The sequence below is a fragment of the Enterobacter sp. I4 genome (genome assembly GCF_022669095.1).
Lineage (GTDB): Bacteria > Pseudomonadota > Gammaproteobacteria > Enterobacterales > Enterobacteriaceae > Enterobacter > Enterobacter pasteurii.
This window is the reverse complement of sequence record NZ_JALBUO010000002.1, coordinates 1,085,061-1,107,791: the sequence shown is the minus strand read 5'-3', so window position 1 is coordinate 1,107,791 and position 22,731 is coordinate 1,085,061. Positions and strand designations below refer to the sequence as shown.

General features: G+C 56.6%; 22 protein-coding genes and 1 pseudogene. 9 read left to right on the top strand and 14 right to left on the bottom strand.

Annotated elements, in window-relative coordinates:
• Window positions 1-69: 69 nt before the first annotated feature.
• The 6 genes from cpxP (at window position 70) to MOQ06_RS17570 (ending at window position 6,197) form a co-directional block, all read left to right on the top strand.
• A complete protein-coding gene (cpxP, locus tag MOQ06_RS17595; protein ID WP_148422768.1) occupies window positions 70-576 on the top strand; it encodes a cell-envelope stress modulator CpxP in 507 nt (168 codons plus the stop codon).
• 153 nt (window positions 577-729) lie between these two features.
• Window positions 730-1,623: a CDF family cation-efflux transporter FieF gene (gene fieF / locus MOQ06_RS17590; RefSeq protein ID WP_148422769.1), complete on the top strand. Its 894-nt coding sequence runs from the start codon at window positions 730-732 to the stop codon at window positions 1,621-1,623.
• Between the two features lie 174 nt (window positions 1,624-1,797).
• The gene (gene pfkA / locus MOQ06_RS17585; RefSeq protein ID WP_028014852.1) at window positions 1,798-2,760 is read left to right on the top strand and encodes a 6-phosphofructokinase; all 963 of its coding nucleotides are present in this window, start codon (window positions 1,798-1,800) and stop codon (window positions 2,758-2,760) included.
• A gap of 214 nt (window positions 2,761-2,974) precedes the next feature.
• The gene (locus MOQ06_RS17580) at window positions 2,975-3,964 is read left to right on the top strand and encodes a sulfate ABC transporter substrate-binding protein (protein ID WP_242174179.1); all 990 of its coding nucleotides are present in this window, start codon (window positions 2,975-2,977) and stop codon (window positions 3,962-3,964) included.
• Window positions 3,965-4,075: 111 nt separating this feature from the next.
• On the top strand, window positions 4,076-4,819 hold the full coding sequence (locus MOQ06_RS17575) for a CDP-diacylglycerol diphosphatase (RefSeq protein WP_148422771.1): 744 nt from the start codon (window positions 4,076-4,078) through the stop codon (window positions 4,817-4,819).
• Window positions 4,820-4,892: 73 nt separating this feature from the next.
• Window positions 4,893-6,197: an SLC13 family permease gene (locus MOQ06_RS17570; RefSeq protein ID WP_242174177.1), complete on the top strand. Its 1,305-nt coding sequence runs from the start codon at window positions 4,893-4,895 to the stop codon at window positions 6,195-6,197.
• Window positions 6,198-6,296: 99 nt separating this feature from the next.
• On the opposite strand, the gene tpiA is transcribed toward MOQ06_RS17570, so the two are convergent.
• Together tpiA and MOQ06_RS17560 are read right to left on the bottom strand one after the other, a co-directional pair.
• Window positions 6,297-7,064 carry a triose-phosphate isomerase gene (tpiA, locus tag MOQ06_RS17565; RefSeq protein ID WP_006808674.1) on the bottom strand — a complete coding sequence of 256 codons (768 nt, stop codon included), beginning with the start codon at window positions 7,062-7,064 and terminating at the stop codon, window positions 6,297-6,299.
• A gap of 111 nt (window positions 7,065-7,175) precedes the next feature.
• Window positions 7,176-7,772 (bottom strand): DUF1454 family protein, encoded by a 597-nt coding sequence (locus MOQ06_RS17560; protein WP_148422773.1) that lies wholly within the window; start codon window positions 7,770-7,772, stop codon window positions 7,176-7,178.
• Window positions 7,773-7,884: 112 nt separating this feature from the next.
• Between MOQ06_RS17560 and MOQ06_RS17555 the strand changes: the two genes are divergently transcribed.
• Window positions 7,885-8,304 carry a DUF805 domain-containing protein gene (locus MOQ06_RS17555; protein ID WP_148422774.1) on the top strand — a complete coding sequence of 140 codons (420 nt, stop codon included), beginning with the start codon at window positions 7,885-7,887 and terminating at the stop codon, window positions 8,302-8,304.
• On the opposite strand, the gene fpr is transcribed toward MOQ06_RS17555, so the two are convergent.
• The 4 genes and pseudogenes from fpr to MOQ06_RS17535 all read right to left on the bottom strand — a co-directional run bounded on the left by fpr (window position 8,305) and on the right by MOQ06_RS17535 (window position 12,706).
• On the bottom strand, window positions 8,305-9,051 hold the full coding sequence (fpr, locus tag MOQ06_RS17550; RefSeq protein WP_242174175.1) for a ferredoxin--NADP(+) reductase: 747 nt from the start codon (window positions 9,049-9,051) through the stop codon (window positions 8,305-8,307). It abuts the gene before it with no gap.
• 96 nt (window positions 9,052-9,147) lie between these two features.
• Window positions 9,148-10,157 (bottom strand): annotated as a pseudogene (gene glpX, locus MOQ06_RS17545) (class II fructose-bisphosphatase).
• Between the two features lie 173 nt (window positions 10,158-10,330).
• A complete protein-coding gene (glpK, locus tag MOQ06_RS17540) occupies window positions 10,331-11,839 on the bottom strand; it encodes a glycerol kinase GlpK (RefSeq protein ID WP_176609189.1) in 1,509 nt (502 codons plus the stop codon).
• Window positions 11,840-11,860: 21 nt separating this feature from the next.
• Window positions 11,861-12,706 carry an MIP/aquaporin family protein gene (locus MOQ06_RS17535; protein ID WP_003862030.1) on the bottom strand — a complete coding sequence of 282 codons (846 nt, stop codon included), beginning with the start codon at window positions 12,704-12,706 and terminating at the stop codon, window positions 11,861-11,863.
• 399 nt (window positions 12,707-13,105) lie between these two features.
• On the opposite strand from MOQ06_RS17535, the gene zapB reads away from it, so the two are divergent.
• Window positions 13,106-13,345 carry a septal ring assembly protein ZapB gene (gene zapB, locus MOQ06_RS17530; RefSeq protein WP_022649799.1) on the top strand — a complete coding sequence of 80 codons (240 nt, stop codon included), beginning with the start codon at window positions 13,106-13,108 and terminating at the stop codon, window positions 13,343-13,345.
• 585 nt (window positions 13,346-13,930) lie between these two features.
• Here the strand turns inward: zapB and rraA are convergent.
• The 7 genes from rraA to priA all read right to left on the bottom strand — a co-directional run bounded on the left by rraA (window position 13,931) and on the right by priA (window position 21,865).
• On the bottom strand, window positions 13,931-14,416 hold the full coding sequence (gene rraA, locus MOQ06_RS17525; protein WP_023304635.1) for a ribonuclease E activity regulator RraA: 486 nt from the start codon (window positions 14,414-14,416) through the stop codon (window positions 13,931-13,933).
• 92 nt (window positions 14,417-14,508) lie between these two features.
• The gene (gene menA, locus MOQ06_RS17520; protein ID WP_193355902.1) at window positions 14,509-15,429 is read right to left on the bottom strand and encodes a 1,4-dihydroxy-2-naphthoate polyprenyltransferase; all 921 of its coding nucleotides are present in this window, start codon (window positions 15,427-15,429) and stop codon (window positions 14,509-14,511) included.
• 68 nt (window positions 15,430-15,497) lie between these two features.
• Window positions 15,498-16,829 (bottom strand): HslU--HslV peptidase ATPase subunit, encoded by a 1,332-nt coding sequence (gene hslU / locus MOQ06_RS17515; protein WP_148422560.1) that lies wholly within the window; start codon window positions 16,827-16,829, stop codon window positions 15,498-15,500.
• 9 nt (window positions 16,830-16,838) lie between these two features.
• Window positions 16,839-17,369: an ATP-dependent protease subunit HslV gene (hslV, locus tag MOQ06_RS17510; RefSeq protein ID WP_003862036.1), complete on the bottom strand. Its 531-nt coding sequence runs from the start codon at window positions 17,367-17,369 to the stop codon at window positions 16,839-16,841.
• A 94-nt stretch (window positions 17,370-17,463) separates the two neighbouring features.
• On the bottom strand, window positions 17,464-18,432 hold the full coding sequence (ftsN, locus tag MOQ06_RS17505) for a cell division protein FtsN (protein WP_193355901.1): 969 nt from the start codon (window positions 18,430-18,432) through the stop codon (window positions 17,464-17,466).
• 92 nt (window positions 18,433-18,524) lie between these two features.
• Window positions 18,525-19,550, bottom strand: coding sequence for a DNA-binding transcriptional regulator CytR (gene cytR / locus MOQ06_RS17500; protein WP_242174173.1), 1,026 nt, complete (start codon window positions 19,548-19,550; stop codon window positions 18,525-18,527).
• Window positions 19,551-19,669: 119 nt separating this feature from the next.
• Window positions 19,670-21,865, bottom strand: coding sequence for a primosomal protein N' (priA, locus tag MOQ06_RS17495; RefSeq protein WP_242174171.1), 2,196 nt, complete (start codon window positions 21,863-21,865; stop codon window positions 19,670-19,672).
• A gap of 200 nt (window positions 21,866-22,065) precedes the next feature.
• Between priA and rpmE the strand changes: the two genes are divergently transcribed.
• Window positions 22,066-22,278, top strand: a complete 213-nt coding sequence (gene rpmE / locus MOQ06_RS17490; protein WP_003862040.1) for a 50S ribosomal protein L31 — start codon at window positions 22,066-22,068, stop codon at window positions 22,276-22,278.
• 48 nt (window positions 22,279-22,326) lie between these two features.
• Here the strand turns inward: rpmE and metJ are convergent, their stop codons facing one another.
• Window positions 22,327-22,644: a met regulon transcriptional regulator MetJ gene (metJ, locus tag MOQ06_RS17485; protein ID WP_003862042.1), complete on the bottom strand. Its 318-nt coding sequence runs from the start codon at window positions 22,642-22,644 to the stop codon at window positions 22,327-22,329.
• Window positions 22,645-22,731 lie beyond the last annotated feature (87 nt).

The following is a 22,731-nucleotide window of genomic DNA, read 5'->3' as shown; positions in this document are numbered from 1 at the left end:
CATGTTTGCAGCCTGAATCGTAGACTGTCTCTCGTTGAATCGCGACACGAAAGATTTTGGGAGCAAGTGATGCGCAAAGTTACCGCTGCCGTCATGGCCTCAACGCTGGCGTTCAGTGCGTTTAGCCAGGCTGCTGTAGCTATCAACAGCGATAACGGTTCCTCACTGGAGGGCGCAACGCAGCACAGCAGCCAAAGCCATATGTTTGACGGCATAAGTTTAACCGAACATCAGCGTCAACAGATGCGAGATCTGATGCAGAGGGCACGACACGATCAGCCCCCTGTTAATGTTAGCGAAATGGAGACAATGCATCGCCTTGTCACCGCAGAAAATTTTGACGAAAGCGCTGTACGCGCTCAGGCAGAAAAAATGGCGCAGGAACAGGTTGCCCGCCAGGTAGAAATGGCGAAGGTCCGCAACCAGATGTTCCACCTGTTAACGCCCGAGCAGCAGGCGGTTTTGAATACCAAACATCAGCAGCGTATGAACCAGCTGCGTGAGGTTGCACGGATGCAGCGAAGCTCAGATATGACGCTTTTCAGTAGCAATAGCAGTACCCGTAGTAACCAGTAAACCCTGTTTTCCTTGCCATAGACACCATCCCTGTCTTCCCCCACATGATGTGGGGGTTTTTTTTGCCCGTCGTTCAGGTTTGTTAACGCTTTATTCATCCTTTCACTCCACCACCATCCGTTATACTAGCGCCATGGCATGACAGGAGTGTTTATGAATCAATCCTATGGACGGCTGGTAAGCCGGGCCGCAATAGCCGCGACGGTAATGGCGTCGTGTTTGCTGATCATTAAAATTTTCGCGTGGTGGTACACCGGGTCGGTCAGTATTCTGGCGGCGTTAGTGGACTCTCTGGTGGATATCGCCGCCTCGCTGACCAACCTGCTGGTGGTGCGCTACTCGCTGCAACCGGCGGATGAAGAGCATACGTTCGGCCACGGCAAAGCGGAATCGCTGGCCGCGCTGGCGCAAAGCATGTTTATTTCCGGCTCGGCGCTGTTCCTGTTTTTAACCGGCATTCAGCACCTTATTTCGCCTTCTCCGATGAACGATCCGGGCGTTGGCGTGGTCGTAACGGTAGTTGCACTTATAAGCACACTTGTTCTTGTAACGTTCCAGCGCTGGGTGGTAAGAAAAACACAAAGCCAGGCGGTACGGGCAGATATGCTTCATTATCAGTCTGATGTTATGATGAATGGGGCTATTCTTATTGCGCTTGGTCTGGCCTGGTATGGCTGGCACCGGGCCGACGCGTTGTTTGCGTTAGGGATAGGGATCTATATTTTGTACAGCGCGTTGCGCATGGGGTATGACGCGGTACAGTCGCTTCTGGACCGTGCGCTACCCGACGCAGAACGCGATGAAATTTATACCATCGTGACCTCCTGGCCTGGCGTCAGTGGTGCCCACGATCTTCGTACGCGGCAGTCAGGGCCGACCCGCTTTATTCAGATTCATTTGGAAATGGAAGACAACCTGCCGCTGGTTCAGGCGCATATGATAGCTGAACAGGTGGAGCAGGCGATTTTGCAGCGTTTCCCTGGGTCAGACGTCATTATTCACCAGGATCCGTGCTCGGTCGTTCCCAGGGCATTTGAGCTTTCGTAATTCGTTGTAAAAAAGTGAGCCAGACCAGCATTTTGTGGATAAATTACCACCATATGGCCTGACCTGAATCAATTCAGCTGGAAGGGATTGATATACTATTTGCAGTATTCGACGGTTGAGCAGTTTCTTCCGGCAGCAGATTTCAATTTTGCATTCCTAAGTTCAGAGGTAGTCATGATTAAGAAAATCGGTGTGTTGACAAGCGGCGGTGATGCGCCGGGCATGAACGCGGCAATTCGTGGGGTTGTCCGTGCAGCGCTGACGGAAGGTCTGGAAGTTTTTGGTATCTATGACGGTTATCTGGGTCTGTATGAAGACCGCATGGTTCAACTCGACCGTTACAGCGTGTCTGACATGATCAACCGTGGTGGTACATTCCTCGGCTCCGCGCGCTTCCCGGAATTCCGTGACGAACACATCCGTGAAGTGGCTATCGAAAACATGAAAAAACGCGGCCTGGACGCGCTGGTGGTTATCGGCGGCGACGGCTCATACATGGGTGCAAAACGTCTGACCGAAATGGGCTTCCCGTGCATCGGCCTGCCTGGCACCATCGATAACGATATCAAAGGCACCGATTACACCATCGGTTACTTCACCGCGCTGGGTACCGTTGTGGAAGCTATCGACCGCCTGCGTGATACCTCTTCTTCGCACCAGCGTATTTCTATCGTTGAGGTGATGGGCCGTTACTGCGGTGACCTGACCCTGGCGGCGGCCATTGCCGGTGGGTGTGAGTTCGTGGTGGTTCCGGAAGTGGAATTCAGCCGCGAAGATCTGGTTGCTGAAATCAAAGCCGGTATCGCGAAGGGTAAAAAACACGCGATCGTTGCCATCACCGAGCACATCTGTGACGTTGATGAACTGGCGAAGTACATCGAAACCGAAACCAAACGCGAAACCCGTGCAACCGTTCTGGGCCACATCCAGCGTGGCGGTTCCCCGGGTCCATACGACCGCATCCTGGCGTCCCGCATGGGCGCGTACGCTATCGAGCTGCTCCTGCAGGGTCACGGCGGTCGTTGCGTCGGCATCCAGAACGAACAGCTCGTTCACCATGACATCATCGACGCGATTGAAAACATGAAGCGTCCTTTCAAAGGTGACTGGCTGGACTGCGCGAAAAAACTGTACTGATCGGCATCCTGGATAAATGCAAAACGGTAACCTCAGGGTTACCGTTTTTTTGTGTGCTCCCTCTCCTGTGGAAGAGGGCTGGGGTGAGAGCATCAGGCCAATCATCCACTTTTTTATTCCCTCACGTTATAGCCAATCTTTTTTTATTCTTTAATCATCGATTCGCTTTCTGGCACGCTGCATTCATCAAAACACTGCATAAGAGAGCCGGGCGATGAACAAATGGGGCGTGGGGTTAACATTATTGCTGGCATCGACCAGCGTACTGGCAAAGGACATTCAGCTACTGAACGTGTCGTATGATCCGACGCGTGAACTGTACGACCAGTACAACAAGGCCTTCGCGGCGCACTGGAAACAGGAAACCGGCGATAACGTGGTGGTTCGCCAGTCTCACGGCGGTTCCGGCAAGCAGGCGACGTCCGTGATCAACGGCATCGAAGCCGATGTGGTCACCCTCGCGCTGGCCTATGACGTGGACGCGATTGCCGAACGTGGCCGTATCGACAAAAACTGGATCAAGCGCCTGCCGGATAACTCTGCGCCATATACCTCGACCATTGTCTTCCTGGTGCGTAAAGGCAACCCGAAACAGATCAAAGACTGGAACGATCTGGTTAAGCCGGGCGTGTCCGTCATTACTCCGAACCCGAAAAGCTCCGGCGGCGCACGCTGGAACTACCTGGCGGCCTGGGGCTATGCGCTGCACCACAACAGCGGTGACCAGGCGAAAGCGCAGGACTTCGTCAAGGCGCTGTTTAAAAACGTCGAAGTGCTGGACTCCGGCGCGCGCGGCGCGACCAATACCTTCGTTGAGCGCGGCATTGGCGACGTGCTGATTGCCTGGGAAAACGAAGCCCTGCTGGCAACCCACGAGCTGGGTAAAGACAAGTTTGAGATCGTGACCCCGAGCGAATCCATTCTGGCCGAGCCGACCGTCTCCGTGGTTGATAAGGTCGTGGATAAAAAAGGGTCCCGGGCGGTGGCGGAAGCTTACCTGAAGTATCTCTATTCGCCGGAAGGCCAGGAAATCGCGGCGAAAAACTACTACCGCCCACGGGATGAATCTGTCGCGAAGAAGTATGAAAACGCCTTTCCGAAGCTGAAGCTGTTCACTATCGATGAGGTGTTTGGCGGCTGGACGAAAGCGCAGAAGGAGCACTTCTCTAACGGCGGCACCTTCGCCCAGATCAGCAAGCGTTAAGCGTTTCACGACGCACGACACGGTTACCCGGTGTGAGAAATCCACCGGGTTTTTTATTTGGTCATCATTTTGCGTTACTCTTTTGCCTTTATTGAAAACAGGGAACGCGTTGTGAAAAAAATTATCTTATCGATCCTGATTATTATCGCCCTTGCCGCAGGCGGCGTGTACTGGATGAAAGCGGGTAATCCGAATGCGTTGCGCCATATCGTTCTCGACCAGTGTGTGCCTAACCAGCTGCAAAACCATAATCCGGCGCCGTGCGCGGAGGTGAAGCCGGATGCCGGCTACGTGGTGTTTAAAGACCGCAACGGGCCGCTGCAATATCTTCTGATGCCCACCTACCGTATCAACGGCACCGAAAGTCCGCTGCTGACCGAGCCTCAGACGCCGAACTTCTTCTGGCTGGCATGGCAGTCGCGTAACTTTATGAGCATGAAGCGGGGGGCTGAGGTACCCGACAGCGCCGTTTCGCTGACCATCAACTCCCCTACCGGGCGCACGCAAAACCATTTCCATATCCATATCTCCTGCCTGCGCCCGGACGTGCGCGAGAAGCTTAACGCGGCGCAGGGGCAAATCAGCACCCAGTGGCTACCGCTTCCGGGCGGGCTGGAAGGGCACGAGTACCTTGCCCGTCGGGTGACGGAGAACGAGCTGGTGCAGCGCAGTCCTTTTATGATGCTGGCGGAGGAACTGCCGGAAGCGCGCGACCATATGGGGCGCTTCGCGCTGGCGATGGCGCAGCAGTCTGACGGATCGTTTGTGCTGCTGGCGACGGAGCGTAACTGGCTTGCCTTTAACCGCGCGTCGGCTGAGGAATTACAGGATCATCAATGCGATATCCTGAAGTGACCCCACCATAAATAGCGTTTACTCGTCCTGCCTGTCGCCGTAGACTTGCTGAAAAATTCTACAGGAGACAGGTATGTCGCTCTGGTTAACGCATCCTCTGCTGCTTCCCTCGCTGATCGTCGGCGTCACCATCGTCCTGTGGGCGACGTCGCTATTGCCGGAATTTATCACCGCGCTGCTGTTCTTCACGGCGGCGATGGCCGCCAGAATTGCCCCGCCGGAAGCGATCTTCGGCGGTTTTGCCTCGTCGGCTTTCTGGCTGGTATTCAGCGGCTTTGTGCTGGGCGTGGCGATCCGTAAAACCGGTCTGGCAGACAGGGCCGCCCGGGCGCTGTCGGCGAAACTCACTGACTCCTGGGTGCTGATGGTGGCGAGCGTGGTGCTGCTGAGCTACGCCCTGGCGTTCGTGATGCCGTCAAACATGGGGCGTATTGCGCTGCTGATGCCGATTGTCGCGGCCATGGCGAAGCGGGCCGACATTCCCGACGGCTCGCGCGCCTGGTTTGGCCTGGCGCTGGCGGTCGGCTTCGGCACCTTCCAGCTCTCGGCCACTATCCTGCCCGCCAACGTGCCTAACCTGGTCATGAGCGGCGCGGCAGAAGGCTCGTACGGCATTCACCTGAACTACGTTCCCTACCTGCTGTTGCACACGCCTGTTCTGGGCATGCTCAAGGGCCTGATTCTGATTGGCCTGATCTGCTGGCTGTTCCCCGGCAGCCCGAAACCGGCGAAGGATCTCACGCCGTCTGAGCCGATGGGGCGTGACGAAAAACGACTCGCCTGGCTGCTGGCGGTGGTGCTGATGATGTGGGTGACGGAGAGCTGGCACGGCGTGGGGCCGGCGTGGACGGGGCTGGCGGCCTCGATCATCGTCATGCTCCCGCGCGTTGGTTTTATCACCGGCGAGGAGTTCTCGGCGGGGGTAAATATGCGCACCTGTATTTACGTTGCGGGTATTCTCGGGCTGGCGATCGTCGTGACGCAAACCGGTATCGGTTCGGCTGTGGGAGAGGCGCTGCTTCATATCATGCCGCTGGATGCGGACCGACCGTTTACCAGCTTCCTGGCGCTGACCGGGATCACCACGGCGCTCAACTTCATTATGACCGCCAACGGCGTTCCGGCGCTCTATACCACGCTGGCGCAGAGCTTTTCCGACGCGACCGGTTTTCCGCTGCTGTCGGTGATTATGATTCAGGTGCTGGGGTACTCCACGCCGCTGCTGCCGTATCAGGCGTCGCCGATTGTGGTGGCGATGGGCTTAGGGAAAGTGCCCGCGAAGGCGGGAATGCTGCTCTGCCTGGCGCTGGCGATTGCGACGTATCTGGTGCTGCTGCCGCTGGATTACTTGTGGTTTAGCGTGTTGGGGAAAGTGTAGTTCGGTGCGAGGGGTTTCCCCTCACCCCAACCCTCTCCCACAGGGAGAGGGAGGAGAAGAGCGGTGGGCAAGCGCAAGCGCCACCCGCCGCAAAGGCCATTACGCCTGTTTAGCCGCTTCTGCTGCTTTAACGATCACCGCGAAAGCGTCAGCTTTCAGGGATGCGCCGCCAACCAGCGCGCCGTCGATGTCTGGCTGGGTGAACAGCTCGGCAGCGTTGGATGCGTTAACGGAACCGCCGTACTGGATGATAACCTGCTCAGCCACTTTCGCGTCTGCTTTAGCAATGTGGTCACGGATGAACTTGTGCACCGCCTGAGCCTGCGCTGGCGTTGCAGATTTGCCGGTGCCGATCGCCCATACTGGCTCGTAAGCGATAACCGCGCCTTCGAACGCTGCTGCACCCTGAGTTTTCAGCACGGCGTCGATCTGACGAGCACACACTTCTTCAGTTTTGCCCGCTTCGTTTTCTGCTTCGGTTTCACCGATGCACAGAACCGGGATCAGACCCTGCTCTTTCAGCACGGCGAATTTCTTCGCGATGAACTCGTCAGATTCTTTGTGGTAGGTGCGACGCTCAGAGTGGCCGATAATGATGTATTTCGCGCCGATATCTTTCAGCATTTCAGCGGAGGTTTCACCGGTGAATGCGCCGGACAGGTTAACGTCAACGTTCTGCGCGCCCAGCACGATGTGGCTGCCGTCAGCGGCACGTTTAGCCAGATCCAGGTACATATCCGGCGGAGCGATAGCAACCGCGCAGCCGGTCACGCCAGCCAGCTCTTTACGCAGGTTAGCAACCAGTTCGTTTACCATGTGGCGGCTGCCGTTCAGTTTCCAGTTACCCATCACTAAAGGATGTCGCATTTCAATTCTCCACGCTCAATAAGCGAATTAAGGAATATGGCCACCCTTAAGGGCAGCATGGTCTGTGAATCAGTATAGAGATTTTCCCTCGAAAGGCTTTGCTTTTTGTCATTAATTCGCCCCCTCGAGTGCGTCTGATAGTGCCAGCTTAATCGGTTCAACTGCGAAGGTCAGCCCCTTTTCGCCGTTATCTGCCACAACATAGCGAACGGCACCTTCCGTATCGGCGTAATAGCGTTTGTTTTTACCGGCAGCGAGCAGTTTTTGCAGCTTTTGCTGGCTCTGCGCTTTGGTGAAGGTGGGCGTAAAGGCGTGCAGGATAGCGCTCATATACTCCAGCGCTTTTGCTTTCGCCGCTTTTTGCTCTGGCCCCTGAATCGGCAGCCAGGTGATCTGCATGCTTTTGATTTTCAGCGTTCCGCGCTCCAGCGCGGTGGAGGCATACAGATTCTCGTTAATTTTGCTGGCCGCGCGGGTCAGGGTCGGCGTATCGCGGGCGCTGTCAATCGCACGGAACTCTCCCAGCGGAAGCGAGGGATTGTCTTTGTTAAAGGCCTCGCGGAACTGGCTGATTGACCGATCGAAGGAGGGGGCGCCCGCCAGAAGATAGGGGGCGGTGACCGGGGACGCGGTTTCCGCGGCATGCAGGGTGAAACTGGCGCTCAGCATCGCTAAACACATAAAAAGAGAGTGTGCCGAACTTTTCATCAACATTGCCCCTGGCCGTCATTGCCCATGATTAAAACGATATCTGGTCGGCTTGTCAAAAGGTCACAACTCCAGGGTAAAATGCGGGCTAAACGATAATAAGGAACCTTACATGACCATACAGCAGTGGCTGTTTTCATTCAAAGGGCGTATTGGACGCCGTGACTTCTGGATCTGGATGGCAACGTGGGTTATCGCCATGCTGCTTCTGTTTTTTGTTGCCTTCAACGCCTGGCTGAGCACGCAGACCGCGGCGTTTGCGCTGGTCTGTTTACTGTGGCCAACCGCCGCCGTGGTGGTTAAGCGTCTGCACGATCGTGGCCGCTCCGGCGCATGGGCATTTCTGATTATTCTGGCGTGGATGCTGGTGGCGGGGAACTGGGCGATGCTGCCCTCGATCCTTCCCTGGGTGGTAGGCAGGCTGCTACCGACCATTATTTTTGTGATGATGGTGGTCGAGCTGGGCGCGTTTATCGGCACCCAGAGCGAGAACAAATACGGAAAAGATACCCTTGAGGTGAAGTACCGCTGATCACCAGTAGTGTTCGGCGGTCATATGGCCCGGCCGGCGGCGAAGGTGTTTCGTCATCTGCCGGGTATCCTTCAGCAGCTGCTGCGTGTCGCGCACCATCTGCGGGTTGCCGCACAGCATCACGTGGCTGGTTTCAGTATTTATCGGCAAACCAACCGCCTCTTCCAGCGCGCCGCTTTCTATCAGCGCCGGAACGCGGCCGGTTAACGAGCCGGCCGCGTTTTCCCGGCTGACCACCGTCTGAATTTTTAACTTCCCGCCATACCGCTGTTCCAGCGCCTGCATCTGCGGCAGATAGCTCAGGTCTGCGGCATATCGCGCGGCGTGAACCAGCACGATGTTTTTAAAGCGCTCCAGATCTTTACCGTACTGCAAAATAGAGAGATACGGGCCGATGGCCGTGCCGGTCGCCAGCATCCAGAGCGTTTTGCAGTCCGGGATTTCATCCAGCACGAAGAACCCCGCCGCGTCGCTGACAATCTGCACTTCATCGCCCGGCTTCAGCGCGGCCAGGCGCGGGCTGAGCTTACCGTCCGGGACGGTGACAAGGTAGAACTCGAGATCCGGGTTATCAGGCGCATTAACGTAAGAGTAGGCCCGCTGTACGCGTTCACCGTCGATATCCAGCCCGAGCTTGGCAAACTGCCCGGCGGTAAACGGATGAACGGGAGCGTGAAGGGTGAGACTAAATAGCGCATCGGTCCAGAACTGTACCTTTGTGACTTTACCTGTTACCCAGTCCGCCATGATCTTCTCCTGTGCTGTTTCTCTGTTCTATCTTCCGTACTTATGGGAAACATTTCCAGCCCCTTCGGGCCGGAAAGCTCGATCGATCAAACGGTTTTACAGAATGTGCGTCTGCACGTCCGGGTCTTTACGATCCAGATAGTGGATAGACTGTATGCGGCGAATGGTGCGCGATTTACCGCGGATAAGCAGGGTCTCGGTGGTTGCCATGTTGCCCTTGCGCGTAATGCCGTCCAGCAGATCGCCTTTGGTGATGCCGGTTGCGGAGAAGACCACGTTATCGCTGCGCGCCATCTCGTTCAGCGCGAGCACCTTATTGGCTTCGATGCCCATTGCCGCGCAGCGCGCCAGCTCGTCCTCACCGATGCGACGGTTCTCGTCGCTGTCGCCTTTGACCTCATGGCGCGGCAGCAGGCGCGCCTGCATATCGCCGTCCAGCGCGCGGATCACTGCCGCAGAGACCACGCCTTCCGGCGCGCCGCCGATGCCGTACAGCACGTCGACCTCGCTGTCCGGCATGCAGGTCAGAATAGACGCGGCAACGTCGCCATCCGGAATGGCAAACACGCGCACGCCCAGCGTTTGCAGGTATGCGATGGTGGCGTCGTGGCGTGGTTTTGCCAGAATGGTTACGGTGAGCTCGCTGAGCGGCTTGCCCAGCGCCGCCGCGATATTGCGCAGGTTAGCGTCCAGCGGCAGGCTGAGGTCGATAGCGCCCTTCGCGCCGGGGCCGACAATCAGCTTTTCCATATACATATCGGGCGCGTTAAGGAAGCAGCCCTTATCGCCCACGGCGAGTACTGCCAGCGCGTTGGCCTGGCCCATCGCCGTCATGCGCGTGCCTTCAATCGGATCGACCGCGATATCCACCGCATCGCCTTTGCCGGTTCCGACTTTTCGCCAATGTAGAGCATCGGGGCTTCGTCGATTTCGCCTTCGCCAATGACGATAGTGCCGTCAATATTGACCTGATTAAGCACAATACGCATGGCATGGACAGCCGCGCCGTCTGCGGTATTTTTGTCGCCACGACCCAGCCACTTATAGCCTGCGAGGGCGGCCGCTTCGGTGACGCGGGAAAACTCGATAGCAAGTTCACGTTTCATGAGGTACTCGTACAATCAAAAGGAATTGCACGAAGTTTATCATAGAGTGGGGAAGGGTGAGGGAACCGGTGCGGCCGGAGCCCCTCACCCCGGCCCTCTCCCCAAAGGGGAGAGGGTGTTTTAAGTCCCCTCGCCCCTTTGGGGAGAGGGTTAGGGTGAGGGGTGAGTCTGTCTTACTCGTCGTGCTCTTCCCACGCCAGGGCGCGTTTCACCGCTTTCTTCCAGCCGCTGTAGCGGTAGTTACGCTCGGTGGTTTCGATGCCGGGGCGGAATTCGCGTTCGATCACCGCTTTTTCCTGAAGCTCGTCGAGGTTCTGCCAGAAGCCTACCGCCAGACCTGCCAGATACGCAGCGCCCAGCGCCGTCACTTCACGCACCTCAGGACGCTCCACGCGGGTACCCAGAATGTCGGACTGGAACTGCATCAGGAAGTTGTTGGCCACCGCGCCGCCGTCCACGCGCAGGGCGTGCAGGCGAATGCCGGAGTCAGCCTGCATCGCTTCCAGCACGTCGCGCGTCTGGTAGGCAATGGATTCCAGCGTGGCGCGAATGATGTGGTTAGCGTTCACGCCACGCGTCAGGCCGAAAATCGCGCCGCGGGCATACGGATCCCAGTACGGTGCGCCCAGGCCGGTAAACGCGGGCACCACGTATACGCCGTTGGTGTCTTTCACCTTGGTCGCGAAGTATTCGGAGTCAAACGCATCGCCGATCAGCTTCATCTCGTCACGCAGCCACTGAATGGACGCTCCCGCCATGAATACCGCGCCTTCCAGGGCGTAGTTCACTTCGCCGCGCGGGCCGCAGGCGATGGTGGTCAGCAGGCCGTTCTCCGATTTCACCGCTTTCTCGCCGGTGTTCATCAGCATAAAGCAGCCGGTACCGTAGGTGTTCTTCGCCATCCCTTCCTTGACGCACAGCTGGCCGAACAGCGCCGCCTGCTGGTCACCGGCGATACCGGCGATAGGAATGCGCGTGCCGCCTTTACCACCGATGTTGGTCTGGCCGTACACTTCTGACGATTTACGCACCTGCGGCAGCATGGCGCGCGGAATGTCCAGCGCGTCCAGCATCTTGTCGTCCCACTCCAGAGTGTTGATGTTGAACAGCATGGTACGCGAGGCGTTGGTGTAGTCGGTAACGTGGACGCGCCCCTGGGTCATCTTCCAGATAAGCCAGGTATCGACGGTGCCGAACAGCAGCTCGCCGCGTTTTGCGCGCTCGCGTGAGCCTTCCACGTGGTCGAGGATCCACTTCACCTTGGTGCCGGAGAAATAGGGGTCAACCACCAGGCCGGTGGCGCTGCGCACGTACTCTTCCATTCCGTCGCGCTTCAGCTGTTCGCAGATCTCTGACGTACGGCGGCACTGCCAGACGATGGCGTTGTAAATCGGTTTTCCGGTTTCACGCTCCCAGACCACGGTGGTTTCACGCTGGTTGGTGATACCGATCGCGGCGATTTCGTCGGAACTGATATCGGCTTTCGCCAGCACTTCCACCAGCGTGGAGCTTTGTGACGCCCAGATCTCCATCGGGTCGTGCTCAACCCAGCCTGGACGCGGATAAATTTGCTCAAATTCGCGTTGAGATACGCTGACAATGTTCGCGTCATGATCCATTACGACAGCGCGGGAGCTGGTGGTGCCCTGGTCGAGCGCAACGATATATTTTTTTTCGGTCATGGTATGTGTCCCGTAGTCAGATTACAGCGAAGCTTTTTGTTGTGTGGTGGAAGTCGTCTCTTTCTCCTCCTCCACACAGGTGTCGCACGGCAAGTGGCGACCAATTAATTTGCGGTAGCCGAAGGCGCCCAGCGCAGCCCCTACGATCGGCCCGAACAGCGGAACCAGGAAGTAAGGAATGTCTTTGCCACCGGTGAAGGCGACGTCGCCCCATCCTGCAAAGAAGGCGAAGGTTTTTGGACCCAGATCGCGCGCCGGGTTCATCGCAAAGCCGGTCAGCGGACCCATTGATGCGCCAATCACCGCAATCAGCAGGCCAATCAGCAGCGGCGCCAGCGGGCCACGCGGAATGCCGTTACCGTCGTCGCCCAGCGCCATAATGACGCCCATCAGAATAGCGGTAATCACCATTTCAACAGCGAACGCCTGCACAAAATTGATATGCGGATTTGGATACGTTGAGAAAATGCCAGCCAGATCCAGACTTTCGACACTACCACGCACCATATGATGCGTCTGCTCGAAGTCGATGAAAAGATTGTAATAAAGCCCGTAAACTAACGCCGCTGCGCAAAAGGCGCCGGCAAACTGAGAAATGATGAAGGGAACAACTTTGCGTCCGTCAAAGCACGCGAACAGCCATAACGCGATGGTCACCGCCGGGTTAAGATGTGCGCCGGAAACGCCTGCGGTCAGGTAGATGGCCATCGCCACGCCCAGACCCCAGATGATACTGATTTCCCACTGACCGAAACTGGCACCCGCCACTTTCAGTGCAGCAACACAGCCTACTCCGAAGAATATCAACAACCCGGTACCAAGGAACTCGGCAATGCACTGGCCTTTTAAGGTTGATGTCTGACTCATAATCGGAATCCTGCATAAGAGTAATGTTTATTGTTAGCGTGACTGCCCGTGACGGTCACGATGTCCTGTAGACACAGTGTTAATTTATCGTTAACGAGCAAAAACGAGAAATATCGAAATCAAAATGTGTGGTACGCGTCAATAAAATGAGCGTTTTCGCGTCATAAAGCGCGTTTTTGCATCAACCGATGAAAGCCTGCTGAATCATTTCTTTAACTTATGGGTTAACAACTTAGGGGTATATGCCGCGAACGCACCAGGACGAGGCCGAAAAGTGTTGCAAACCGCGATCTGCGTGGCATGCCGCTGGACAGGGGCGACGGCGCTCCATACAATCGGAACATATGTTGTGCGCGTTTACGTTAAAGCGTCGCCTTGCAATTCAGGAGAGGTAGGATCATGTCTTTAGAAGTGTTTGAGAAACTGGAATCGAAAGTACAGCAGGCGATTGACACCATCACGCTGCTGCAAATGGAAATTGAAGAGCTGAAAGAGAAGAACAACTCCCTGTCTCAGGAAGTTCAGAACGCTCAGCACAGCCGCGAAGAACTGGAGCGCGAAAACAACCAGCTGCGCGAACAGCAGAACGGCTGGCAGGATCGCCTTCAGGCGCTGCTGGGACGTATGGAAGAAGTCTGATTTCCGTTAGGAATGAATTGAGTAGGCCGGGTAAGGCGAAGCCGCCACCCGGCTTTTTTTATGGTTTTCGTCAACTGACAATAACCATAAAAAAGGCCGCCCGAGGCGGCCTTAACGCTACTTGTCCTGCGCTGTCGTAGTAAAAGCAACAAACCCAATAGGTTCATCACTCTTTACAACGAGTACGCTGGCGACAATGAACGCGATACATAAATAGCGTTTCATTATGCGGTCCCTGCTGCTTACCGCTCCACCGTTCACCACCGGTGATAAGTCGGTGGACACAAGCCCGGTTAAAGGTTGCTTTACGGTTGTGAATACACCTTTCCCAGGACCGATGCCCATTTGCGAGATGGCGGAAAGGGACACAGCATCATAATGAGCAACAGCTGCGGAGTTAAGGTTTCCACACATAATTAGGAATTTATAAAGGGTCGACAGGGGTTACGTGAGGAATGAACCAGGATAAGATAAAAATCCTGGTTAAAGGTTGCAATATCACCCAACGGACCGCGAATCCCGAGGGACAAAAAAACCGCCACATTCCTGTTGGCGGTTTTTTTATGCATCTCGCTTACCGATTAACTACTCAATATCCAGCGCATCCTCGGAAAGGATAATGCCGGTATTGTCAGCGTAAAGGTGGTCGCCGGAGAAGAAGGTCACGCCGCCAAAATTAACGCGCACGTCGCTTTCGCCGATGCCGTCACCCGCCGCGCCTACCGGAATGGCCGCGATGGCCTGAATACCAATATCCAGGTCTTCCAGATCGTCTACCTGGCGTACGGAGCCGTAGACCACAATGCCTTCCCACTCGTTTTGCACGGCGAGGCGAGCGAGGTCCGCATCGATAAGCGCACGGCGCACCGAACCGCCACCGTCGACCAGCAGGACGCGGCCACGGCCGTTCTCTTCGAGCAGATCGTACAGCAACCCGTTGTCCTCGAAACATTTCACCGTAATGATTTGCCCGCCAAACGACGACCGTCCGCCAAAGTTGGAGAACAGGGGTTCAACGACGTTGACATCTTCCTGGTAGATGTCGCAAAGCTCGGAGGTATCGTATTTCATAGGTTTAACGCTCTGTTGCTGCGAATGTGTTCAGTATATCGTGCGAAATGCGTTGTTGGCAAAATCATCAATTGTTAATTGATATTTGTCAGCTAACTGAGCGTCTGGCTTAAGACAATCCCGATGACGAACAGCAGGTTAGTCAGCAATGCGCCTTTTACGGTGCGCTCCAGCATCGGCGGCATGGCGGCCGGGCTGAGTTCACGCATGACAAAGCGGGCCTGTTTAATCAGCAGCGGTGCGGCGAGCACGAACAGCCAGCCCCACAGGCTGTGCAGCGAAATCAGGTTAAACAGCGCCAGGCAAACCAGCGCGCCGATGAGCAGGCAGGCGTGATAGCGGCGTGCATTCACCGGCCCCAGACGCACGGCCAGCGTGTTTTTGCCGTTCTCACGATCGCTGTTGATGTCGCGCAGGTTGTTGATGTTAAGTACCGCCGTCGCCAGCAGGCCACAGGCAGTCGCGGGGAGGAACAGGGCAGGGATCACCGTATGCGCCTGTAAATACCAGCTTCCCATTACGCTCAGCCAGCCGAAGAACACCAGCACGGAAATATCGCCCAGGCCAATATATCCGTAAGGGCGCGTGCCAACGGTATAGGTAATGGCCGCGATAATAGCGAGCAGACCCAGCACCAGGAAGCCAATGAAATCGCTGGTGGTTTTCGAGGCGACCGTCACCAGCGCCAGCCCTGACAGACAAATCAGTACCACGGTGATAATCAGCGCGCGCTTCATCTGTGCCTGGGTAATCACCCCTTTTTGCATTCCGCGCAGTGGCCCGATACGGTCAGGCTTGTCGCTGCCTTTTACCGCATCGCCGTAGTCGTTCGCGAGGTTAGAGAGGATTTGCAGAAGTCCTGCGGTAATCAGCGCCAGACCCGCAACCAGCGGATCGAAATGGCCCTGCCACCAGGCAAGAGTGGTGCCGACAATAATGGCGGCAAAAGCCAGAGGAAGCGTTTTAGGGCGCAGACTTTCGAGCCAGGCCTGCGTACGGCTGATATCAGTCATAGTTATTTAGCCAATAAAAATGGGGGCCATAGCCCCCATCAACAGTGATGAAAATGCATTGAACGCGATTATAGAATAAAACGGCTCAGATCTTCATCTGCCACTAACGCATCCAGGTGTTTGCCCACGTATTCTGCGTCAATGGTAATGCTTTGGCCGTTCAGGTCGCTTGCATCGTAAGAGATGTCTTCCATCAGACGTTCCAGGACGGTGTGCAGACGACGCGCACCGATGTTCTCGGTGGTTTCGTTGACCTGCCACGCGGCCTGGGCGATGCGCTTGATGCCGTCGTCGGTGAACTCGATGTTCACGCCTTCGGTCGCCATCAGCGCTTTGTACTGTACGGTTACAGAGGCGTTTGGCTCGGTCAGGATGCGTTCGAAATCTTCGGTGGTCAGCGCCTGCAGCTCAACGCGGATTGGCAGACGACCCTGCAGCTCCGGGATCAGGTCAGACGGGCTGGCAATCTGGAACGCACCAGAGGCGATAAACAGGATGTGGTCAGTTTTCACCATCCCGTGCTTGGTGGAGACGGTGCAGCCTTCCACCAGCGGCAGCAGGTCGCGCTGTACGCCTTCGCGGGAGACGTCCGGGCCGGACGCGTTTCCGCGCTTACAGATTTTGTCGATTTCGTCGATAAACACGATACCGTGCTGTTCAACCGCGTCGATAGCGTCCTGCTTCAGCTCTTCCGGGTTAACCAGCTTCGCGGCTTCTTCTTCAATCAGCAGCTTCATCGCGTCTTTGATTTTCAGCTTACGCGCTTTCTGCTTCTGGCCGCCCAGGTTCTGGAACATGGACTGTAGCTGGCTGGTCATCTCTTCCATGCCCGGAGGGGCCATGATTTCAACGCCCATTGGCGCGGCAGCGAGATCGATTTCAATCTCTTTGTCGTCCAGCTCGCCTTCGCGCAGCTTTTTACGGAATGCCTGACGCGCAGCGGAAGGTTCAGACTGCTGTTCAGCCTGGCCCCAGTTGTTTTTTGCCGGTGGGATCAGCACGTCGAGAATACGCTCTTCGGCCATCTCTTCAGCGCGATAGCGGTTTTTCTCGATAGCCTGGACGCGCACCATTTTAATCGCGGAATCGGTCAGATCGCGGATGATGGAGTCCACTTCTTTACCCACGTAGCCCACTTCGGTGAACTTGGTGGCTTCTACTTTGATGAACGGCGCGTTAGCCAGTTTGGCCAGGCGACGGGCAATTTCGGTTTTACCGACACCGGTCGGGCCGATCATCAGGATGTTTTTCGGCGTCACCTCGTGGCGCAGCTCTTCGTCGAGCTGCATACGACGCCAGCGGTTACGCAGGGCGATAGCCACGGAGCGCTTGGCGTTATCCTGGCCGATGATGTGTTTGTTCAGTTCGCTGACAATTTCGCGTGGGGTCATTTCAGACATGGGCGATCCTTACGCTTTAGACGGTAATTCTTCGATGGTGTGATTGTGGTTGGTATAGATGCAGATATCACCTGCAATATCCAACGCTTTCACCGCGATATCGCGCGCGTTCATGTCGGTATTTTCCAACAGCGCACGGGCTGCAGCCTGGGCGTACGGGCCGCCAGAGCCGATGGCAATCAGGTCGTTTTCTGGCTGAACCACGTCACCGTTACCGGTGATGATCAGTGAGGCGTTTTCGTCGGCCACGGCCAGCAGCGCTTCGAGCTTGCGCAGCATGCGGTCGGTACGCCAGTCTTTTGCCAGCTCAACGGCGGCTTTCACCAGATGGCCCTGATGCATTTCCAGCTTGCGTTCAAACAGTTCAAACAGCGTGAAGGCATCCGCCGTGCCGCCTGCGAAACCGGCGATCACCTTATCGTTATAAAGACGACGCACTTTCTTCACGTTGCCTTTCATGACGGTATTACCCAGCGTGGCCTGGCCATCACCGGCAATTACCACCTGGCCGTTACGGCGTACACTTACTATTGTTGTCACGAGCAGACCCCCTGGTTACAAATTCGGGAAACAGAAGCCCTGAGCCTGTGCTCAGGGCTGAATTAAATGATAGATGGGGGAGATTTTGGGGGTTTCAACCCCCGGAGGCGAGTCGAATGCAGTTTGTGTGGCCAGCCACTTTCAAACGGGAAATGGTGCCATCGGCATTTTCTTTGCCTTTGACCGGGCCAATCACCACGCGATTCCAGCCGTTATTGGTGGTGATGCGTGAGTCGAATCCTTCAAATGCCAGCTGAGCACGCACCGTTTCTGCCTGCTCTGCGCCTTTAAATGAACCGCACTGAACCATCCAGCGACGTTCATCCTTTTTCTCAGCCGTCTGCTTTGGTGCTTCGGTCTCTCTGGAGACCGGCGCAGCCTGCTGCGTTTTAGGCTGTTGCGCGGTCGTATGCGCAGGCGTCTGCAGCAGATCCTGATACGGCTGAGCCGTTTGCTTTTGCGGCTGCGCTTTCGGCTGCTGCTGGACAGGCTGCGTTTGTGCGGTACGCGTCTGCTGCTGCGGTTGCGTGCGCGGCTGTTGTACCGGCTGCGTTTGCGTCCACTGCTGCTGTTGCGTTTGCTGCTGAGCCTGACGCTGGCGCTGTAACGTCTGCTGACGCTGCGCCGGAGTTTGTTCATTCCACGGCACTTCGTTCAGCTGCGTAGGCTGCTGGCGCATGTCCGCCTGCATCTGAGCAAGCAGTTGACGCTGTTCGTCCGTCAGCTGGTCGGCATTCTTCACTTCTCCCCCGGCTGAGGGTTCGGTAGGCGCACGTACGCCAGGCTGGCGGCTTTCCAGCTCTTTAATGTAGCGCCACCGCTCTTCAGGCTTCGGAGGCAGGCCGTTGCCGACAACCTTATTACCCTGAAGGGCTTCAGACTCTTCTTTTTTATGGTGCGTAATGAAGTAGAGGCCGCCAATAAAGGCCACCAGCACAGCCGCAGCAATGGCGACCATAGCTGGCGAGACAGCAGACAGGCTACGTTGCTTGCTTTTTGAACTACTCTTTTTGCGTCGCGAAGGTGCCGGCTGGCCGCGACGTACATAATCTCGTTGTGCCACTATCGTTTCGCTGTATTTATTCGTTCGTCAGCCCGCCATGTTACTTAAGCGACGGGGCTTTGACCAGATAAGGGTGCCGAAAGGTATTTACTTTAAGTTAATGCCTGGGTAGAGCCACGTACAATTAGCTCACAGTCCAGTAGCCGTGACCCGCTGCTAACTGTTTGACCGTGCAGCTGATCGAGTAAAAGCAGCATCGCTTCCCGGCCGATGTCATACCGTGGTTGTGCGACGGTAGAAAGCGGCGGATCGCAAAATTCCGAAAGCGAAATATTATCAAAGCCGATAATCGACAGATCCTGCGGCACGCGCAGGCCCCGGCGCTTAGCGTACGATAAGGCACCCAGCGCCATCACGTCGCTGTGACAGAAGACCGCGGTAGGCGGCTCCGGCAAGGCCAGCAGTTTTTCCAGCGCCTGTCCGCCTGCTTCAAAGGTGAAATCACCGCGCGCAATGTAGTGCGGATCGACGACAGCACCGGTACGGCGCAGCGCCTGAACATAGCCCTGCAGGCGATAATGGCACAGCGGCATCTCTTCCGGCCCGGCAATACAGCCGATACGCTTATGCCCCAGCTCCTGAAGATAGTTCACGGCGTTAAACGCGGCGGTCAGGTTGTCGATATGCACCGTCGGCAGCTCCAGCTCCGGCGCGAACTCGTTAGCCATTACCATCGGCGGCAAATTGCGCTGTTCCTCGATGCTGGCATCAAACGGCAGGCGTGAGCCAAGCAGCAACATGCCGTCAATCTGCTTGGTGATAATCAGGTCAATGAACGTTTTTTCCTGCTGGTTCTGATGGGCGCAGTCGCCAATCAGCACCAGATAGCCCTGGGCTGCGGCCGTCACTTCAATGCCGCGGATAATTTCACTAAAGAAGGGATCGCAGATATCCGGCACAATCACCAGAATGGTGCGGGATTCATTGCGTTTCACGTTGCGCCCCAAGGCCTGCGGGAAATAACCGACCTCGAGCGCCGCCTTTTCAACCCGGTTTCGGGTCGCCTGGGAGACTTTGTCAGGGTTCATCAATGCGCGGGACACGGTTGCCGTTGAAACTTGTGCTTTCTCGGCAACGTCTTTCATGGTCGCCGAGGCAACCTCTTTCCTGGACTTCAACGTCTTCTCCTCGCCTGAACACCGAACTGCGGACATCACCATTTTTACAGATAGTTAATGGAATCGGTTACAGAATTTTCATAAAAAGTGTGAGGCGCGTTAAATTTTTCGATCCGCATTCAGCCTTCAATCGGATCGACGTCCAGTACCCACTTTACTTTGCGCGCTTCCGGCAGGGTATTAATTAGTGCCAGCGTGCCGCTGACGATCTGCTGCAAACGGATACGCGAGGGGTGCTGAAGTAAAATTTGCCAGCGGAAACGGCCGCCGCGCTTCGGAGCGAGCGCGGGCACCGGGCCTAAAATCCACAGCTGATTGTCCACCAGCGGGCTGGCTTGCAGCAGGTTTCTCAGCTGTTGCAGGAAAAGCGGCGCCTGCTGGTTGTTATGGTCTTCCGCGCGGATGAGGACGTGGCTGGTCCACGGGGGTAGCTGCATCGTCTGGCGTTCGGCCAGCGCCTGCTCTGCGAAGGCGTCATAGCCTTTGTGCAGCAGGGTTTGCAGCAGCGGGTGTTCAGGATGGTGCGTTTGCAGCACCACCTCGCCCTGTTTCCCGGCACGCCCGGCACGACCCGCCACCTGGGTATAAAGCTGGGCGAAACGCTCGGCGGAGCGGAAGTCTGCTGAGAACAGCGCGCCGTCGACGTCCAGCAGGGCGACCAGCGTCACGTCCGGGAAATGGTGCCCTTTCGCCAGCATCTGGGTGCCAATCAGGATGCGCGCGCCGCCGCGATGCACTTCCGCCAGCTGCTGTTCCAGCGCCCCTTTACGGCTGGTAGTGTCCCTGTCGATACGGGAAACCGGCACGTCCGGGAAGAAGGGCACGAGCGCCTGTTCAAGCTGTTCCGTGCCCAGACCGACCGGTACGATATGCGTTGAGCCGCAGGACGGGCACTGGCGCGGCACCGGGCGCTGGCTGTCGCAGTGGTGGCAGCGCAGGTGGCGCTGAGCCTGGTGGAAGGTGTAATAGTGATCGCAGCGCGGGCACTCGGCAATCCAGCCGCAGTCGTGGCACAGCAGGGCGGGCGCGAAGCCGCGTCGGTTAAGGAACAGGATCACCTGGTTGCCCGCCTGCAGGTGCTGACGCATGCGGCTAATCAGCGCCGGGGCTAGCCCGGCCTGCACCTGCTGACCTTTCAGATCCAGCACGTGCTGGATCGCCGGACGGGCATTTCCCGCGCGACGCGTCAGGCGCAGCATATGGTACTTGCGCTGGCGAACGTTGTGCAGCGTTTCGAGCGCGGGCGTGGCGGAGCCGAGAATAATGGGAATTTGCTCGCTGTGTGCACGGTATACCGCTAAGTCGCGGGCGTGATAGCGCCAGCCTTCCTGCTGCTTATAGGAGCTGTCGTGCTCTTCATCTATTACGATAACGCCGAGATTTTTAAACGGCGTAAACAGCGAGGAACGGGTGCCGATCACAATCGCCGCTTCGCCATTTTTTGCCTTCAGCCAGGCGCTGAGGCGTTCGCTATCGTTCAGGCCGGAGTGCAGCACCTCAACGGGCGCATTAAAGCGCTCGCGAAAGCGGGCGATGGTTTGCGGCGTCAGGCCGATTTCCGGCACCATCACCAGCGCCTGTTTGCCCTGCGCGAGCACGTTTTCCAGCACGCTCAGATAAACTTCGGTTTTACCGGAGCCGGTGACGCCCGCCAGCAGCCAGGCGGAAAAATGGTCGGAGGCGCTGTGAATCGCCCCCACGGCGGTGGCCTGCTCGGTGTTAAGACGCAGGCGATCGCCCGAGACGGAAAAGCCGTCGCGCCAGTCGTGAAGGGCGGGTGCTTCGCTGGCCAGCTCGCTCAGCCCCTTCTTTCTTAATGCCTGGAGCGCGGCTTCGCTCACCTCAAGCTCGTCCACCTGATGGCGCCAGATTTTTCCCTGGCGCAGCGCCGCCAGCGCCTGCTGCTGCTTCTGCGAGCGCTTCAGGCTGTTGATATCCACGGCCTGGCCCTGCTCGGTGGCAAACCAGTACCACATTGGCGCATGGCTGGCGCGCTTGCCCTGGCGCAGCATAATCGGCAGCGCGTGGAACAGGACGTCGCCAACCGGATGGTGATAATAGTCTGCCGCCCACAGCAGGAGTCGCCAGACGCTGGAAGAATAAACGGGCTCGCTGTCCAGGACCTCAACAACCGATTTCAGCTCGTTAAGCGGCAGTTCGCTCTGTTCGCTGACGGAAACCACGACCCCTACGCGCTGCTGTTTGCCAAACGGCACGGTCACGCGACAGCCCGCTTTGGCGCTCATGCTGTCGGGCAGCAGGTAGTCAAAGGTGCGGGGAAGCGGAACGGGCAGGGCAACGTGAGCGACGGGCATCGAATCTTCCTGACTTGAAAAGTGGCGCGTTAGTATACACATTAGTGAAAGCGGCGTGCGGATCAGTTTGCATACGTTGGTCAAATTCTGTATGATTCGCCGCCTTTGGTGTAGTTTACGCCAAAGAACTTACATTCAACATCGCGTGGTGTCTGGCGTTAGGGCTGGAAGAGCGACGCGGCCTTAACTGAGGTTCTCCCATGAAAAAAGATATTCACCCGAAATACGAAATGATTACTGCAAACTGCTCTTGCGGTAACTCTATCCAGATCCGCTCTACCGTGGGTCACGATCTGAACCTGGACGTGTGCGGCAAATGCCACCCGTTCTACACTGGTAAGCAGCGTGATGTTGCAACCGGTGGCCGTGTTGACCGCTTCAACAAGCGTTTCAGCATCCCGGGCGCTAAATAAGTTTCCCGAAAAAAAGGCACCGCGAGGTGCCTTTTTTGTATCCGCTTATCAGTATTCCCACGTCTCCGGGTCGATACCCAGTTCACGCATGATCACCTTCGCCTCTTCCGGGATTTCGTCACTACGCTCTTTGCGCAGATCGTCATCGTTCGGCAACGGTTGGCCGGTAAACGCATGCAGGAACGCTTCGCAAAGCAGTTCGCTGTTGGTTGCGTGACGCAGGTTGTTCACCTGACGACGCGTACGTTCATCGGTGAGGATCTTCAACACCTTCAGAGGAATGGAAACCGTAATTTTCTTTACTTGCTCACTCTTCTTACCGTGCTCAGCGTATGGGCTGATATATTCGCCGCTCCATTCAGCCATGAGATACCTTTAATCCTCTCAGTCATTAATCTAAAGGTGCAAAACCGGTAACTGACGGTTTTGAACCGTAATCTTGCGTAGTTTACC

Excerpts from the sequence above, each read along its gene's own strand:
- MOQ06_RS17580 (WP_242174179.1), top strand. The coding sequence starts at position 2,975 with ATGAACAAATGGGGCGTGGGGTTAACATTATTGCTGGCATCGACCAGC.
- pfkA (WP_028014852.1), top strand. The coding sequence starts at position 1,798 with ATGATTAAGAAAATCGGTGTGTTGACAAGCGGCGGTGATGCGCCGGGC.
- MOQ06_RS17570 (WP_242174177.1), top strand. The coding sequence starts at position 4,893 with ATGTCGCTCTGGTTAACGCATCCTCTGCTGCTTCCCTCGCTGATCGTC.
- MOQ06_RS17560 (WP_148422773.1), bottom strand. The coding sequence starts at position 7,772 with ATGAAAAGTTCGGCACACTCTCTTTTTATGTGTTTAGCGATGCTGAGC.
- metJ (WP_003862042.1), bottom strand. The coding sequence starts at position 22,644 with ATGGCTGAATGGAGCGGCGAATATATCAGCCCATACGCTGAGCACGGT.
- rpmE (WP_003862040.1), top strand. The coding sequence starts at position 22,066 with ATGAAAAAAGATATTCACCCGAAATACGAAATGATTACTGCAAACTGC.
- MOQ06_RS17535 (WP_003862030.1), bottom strand. The coding sequence starts at position 12,706 with ATGAGTCAGACATCAACCTTAAAAGGCCAGTGCATTGCCGAGTTCCTT.
- cpxP (WP_148422768.1), top strand. The coding sequence starts at position 70 with ATGCGCAAAGTTACCGCTGCCGTCATGGCCTCAACGCTGGCGTTCAGT.
- hslU (WP_148422560.1), bottom strand. The coding sequence starts at position 16,829 with ATGTCTGAAATGACCCCACGCGAAATTGTCAGCGAACTGAACAAACAC.
- fpr (WP_242174175.1), bottom strand. The coding sequence starts at position 9,051 with ATGGCGGACTGGGTAACAGGTAAAGTCACAAAGGTACAGTTCTGGACC.
- fieF (WP_148422769.1), top strand. The coding sequence starts at position 730 with ATGAATCAATCCTATGGACGGCTGGTAAGCCGGGCCGCAATAGCCGCG.
- MOQ06_RS17555 (WP_148422774.1), top strand. The coding sequence starts at position 7,885 with ATGACCATACAGCAGTGGCTGTTTTCATTCAAAGGGCGTATTGGACGC.
- zapB (WP_022649799.1), top strand. The coding sequence starts at position 13,106 with ATGTCTTTAGAAGTGTTTGAGAAACTGGAATCGAAAGTACAGCAGGCG.
- rraA (WP_023304635.1), bottom strand. The coding sequence starts at position 14,416 with ATGAAATACGATACCTCCGAGCTTTGCGACATCTACCAGGAAGATGTC.
- glpK (WP_176609189.1), bottom strand. The coding sequence starts at position 11,839 with ATGACCGAAAAAAAATATATCGTTGCGCTCGACCAGGGCACCACCAGC.
- priA (WP_242174171.1), bottom strand. The coding sequence starts at position 21,865 with ATGCCCGTCGCTCACGTTGCCCTGCCCGTTCCGCTTCCCCGCACCTTT.
- menA (WP_193355902.1), bottom strand. The coding sequence starts at position 15,429 with ATGACTGATATCAGCCGTACGCAGGCCTGGCTCGAAAGTCTGCGCCCT.
- tpiA (WP_006808674.1), bottom strand. The coding sequence starts at position 7,064 with ATGCGACATCCTTTAGTGATGGGTAACTGGAAACTGAACGGCAGCCGC.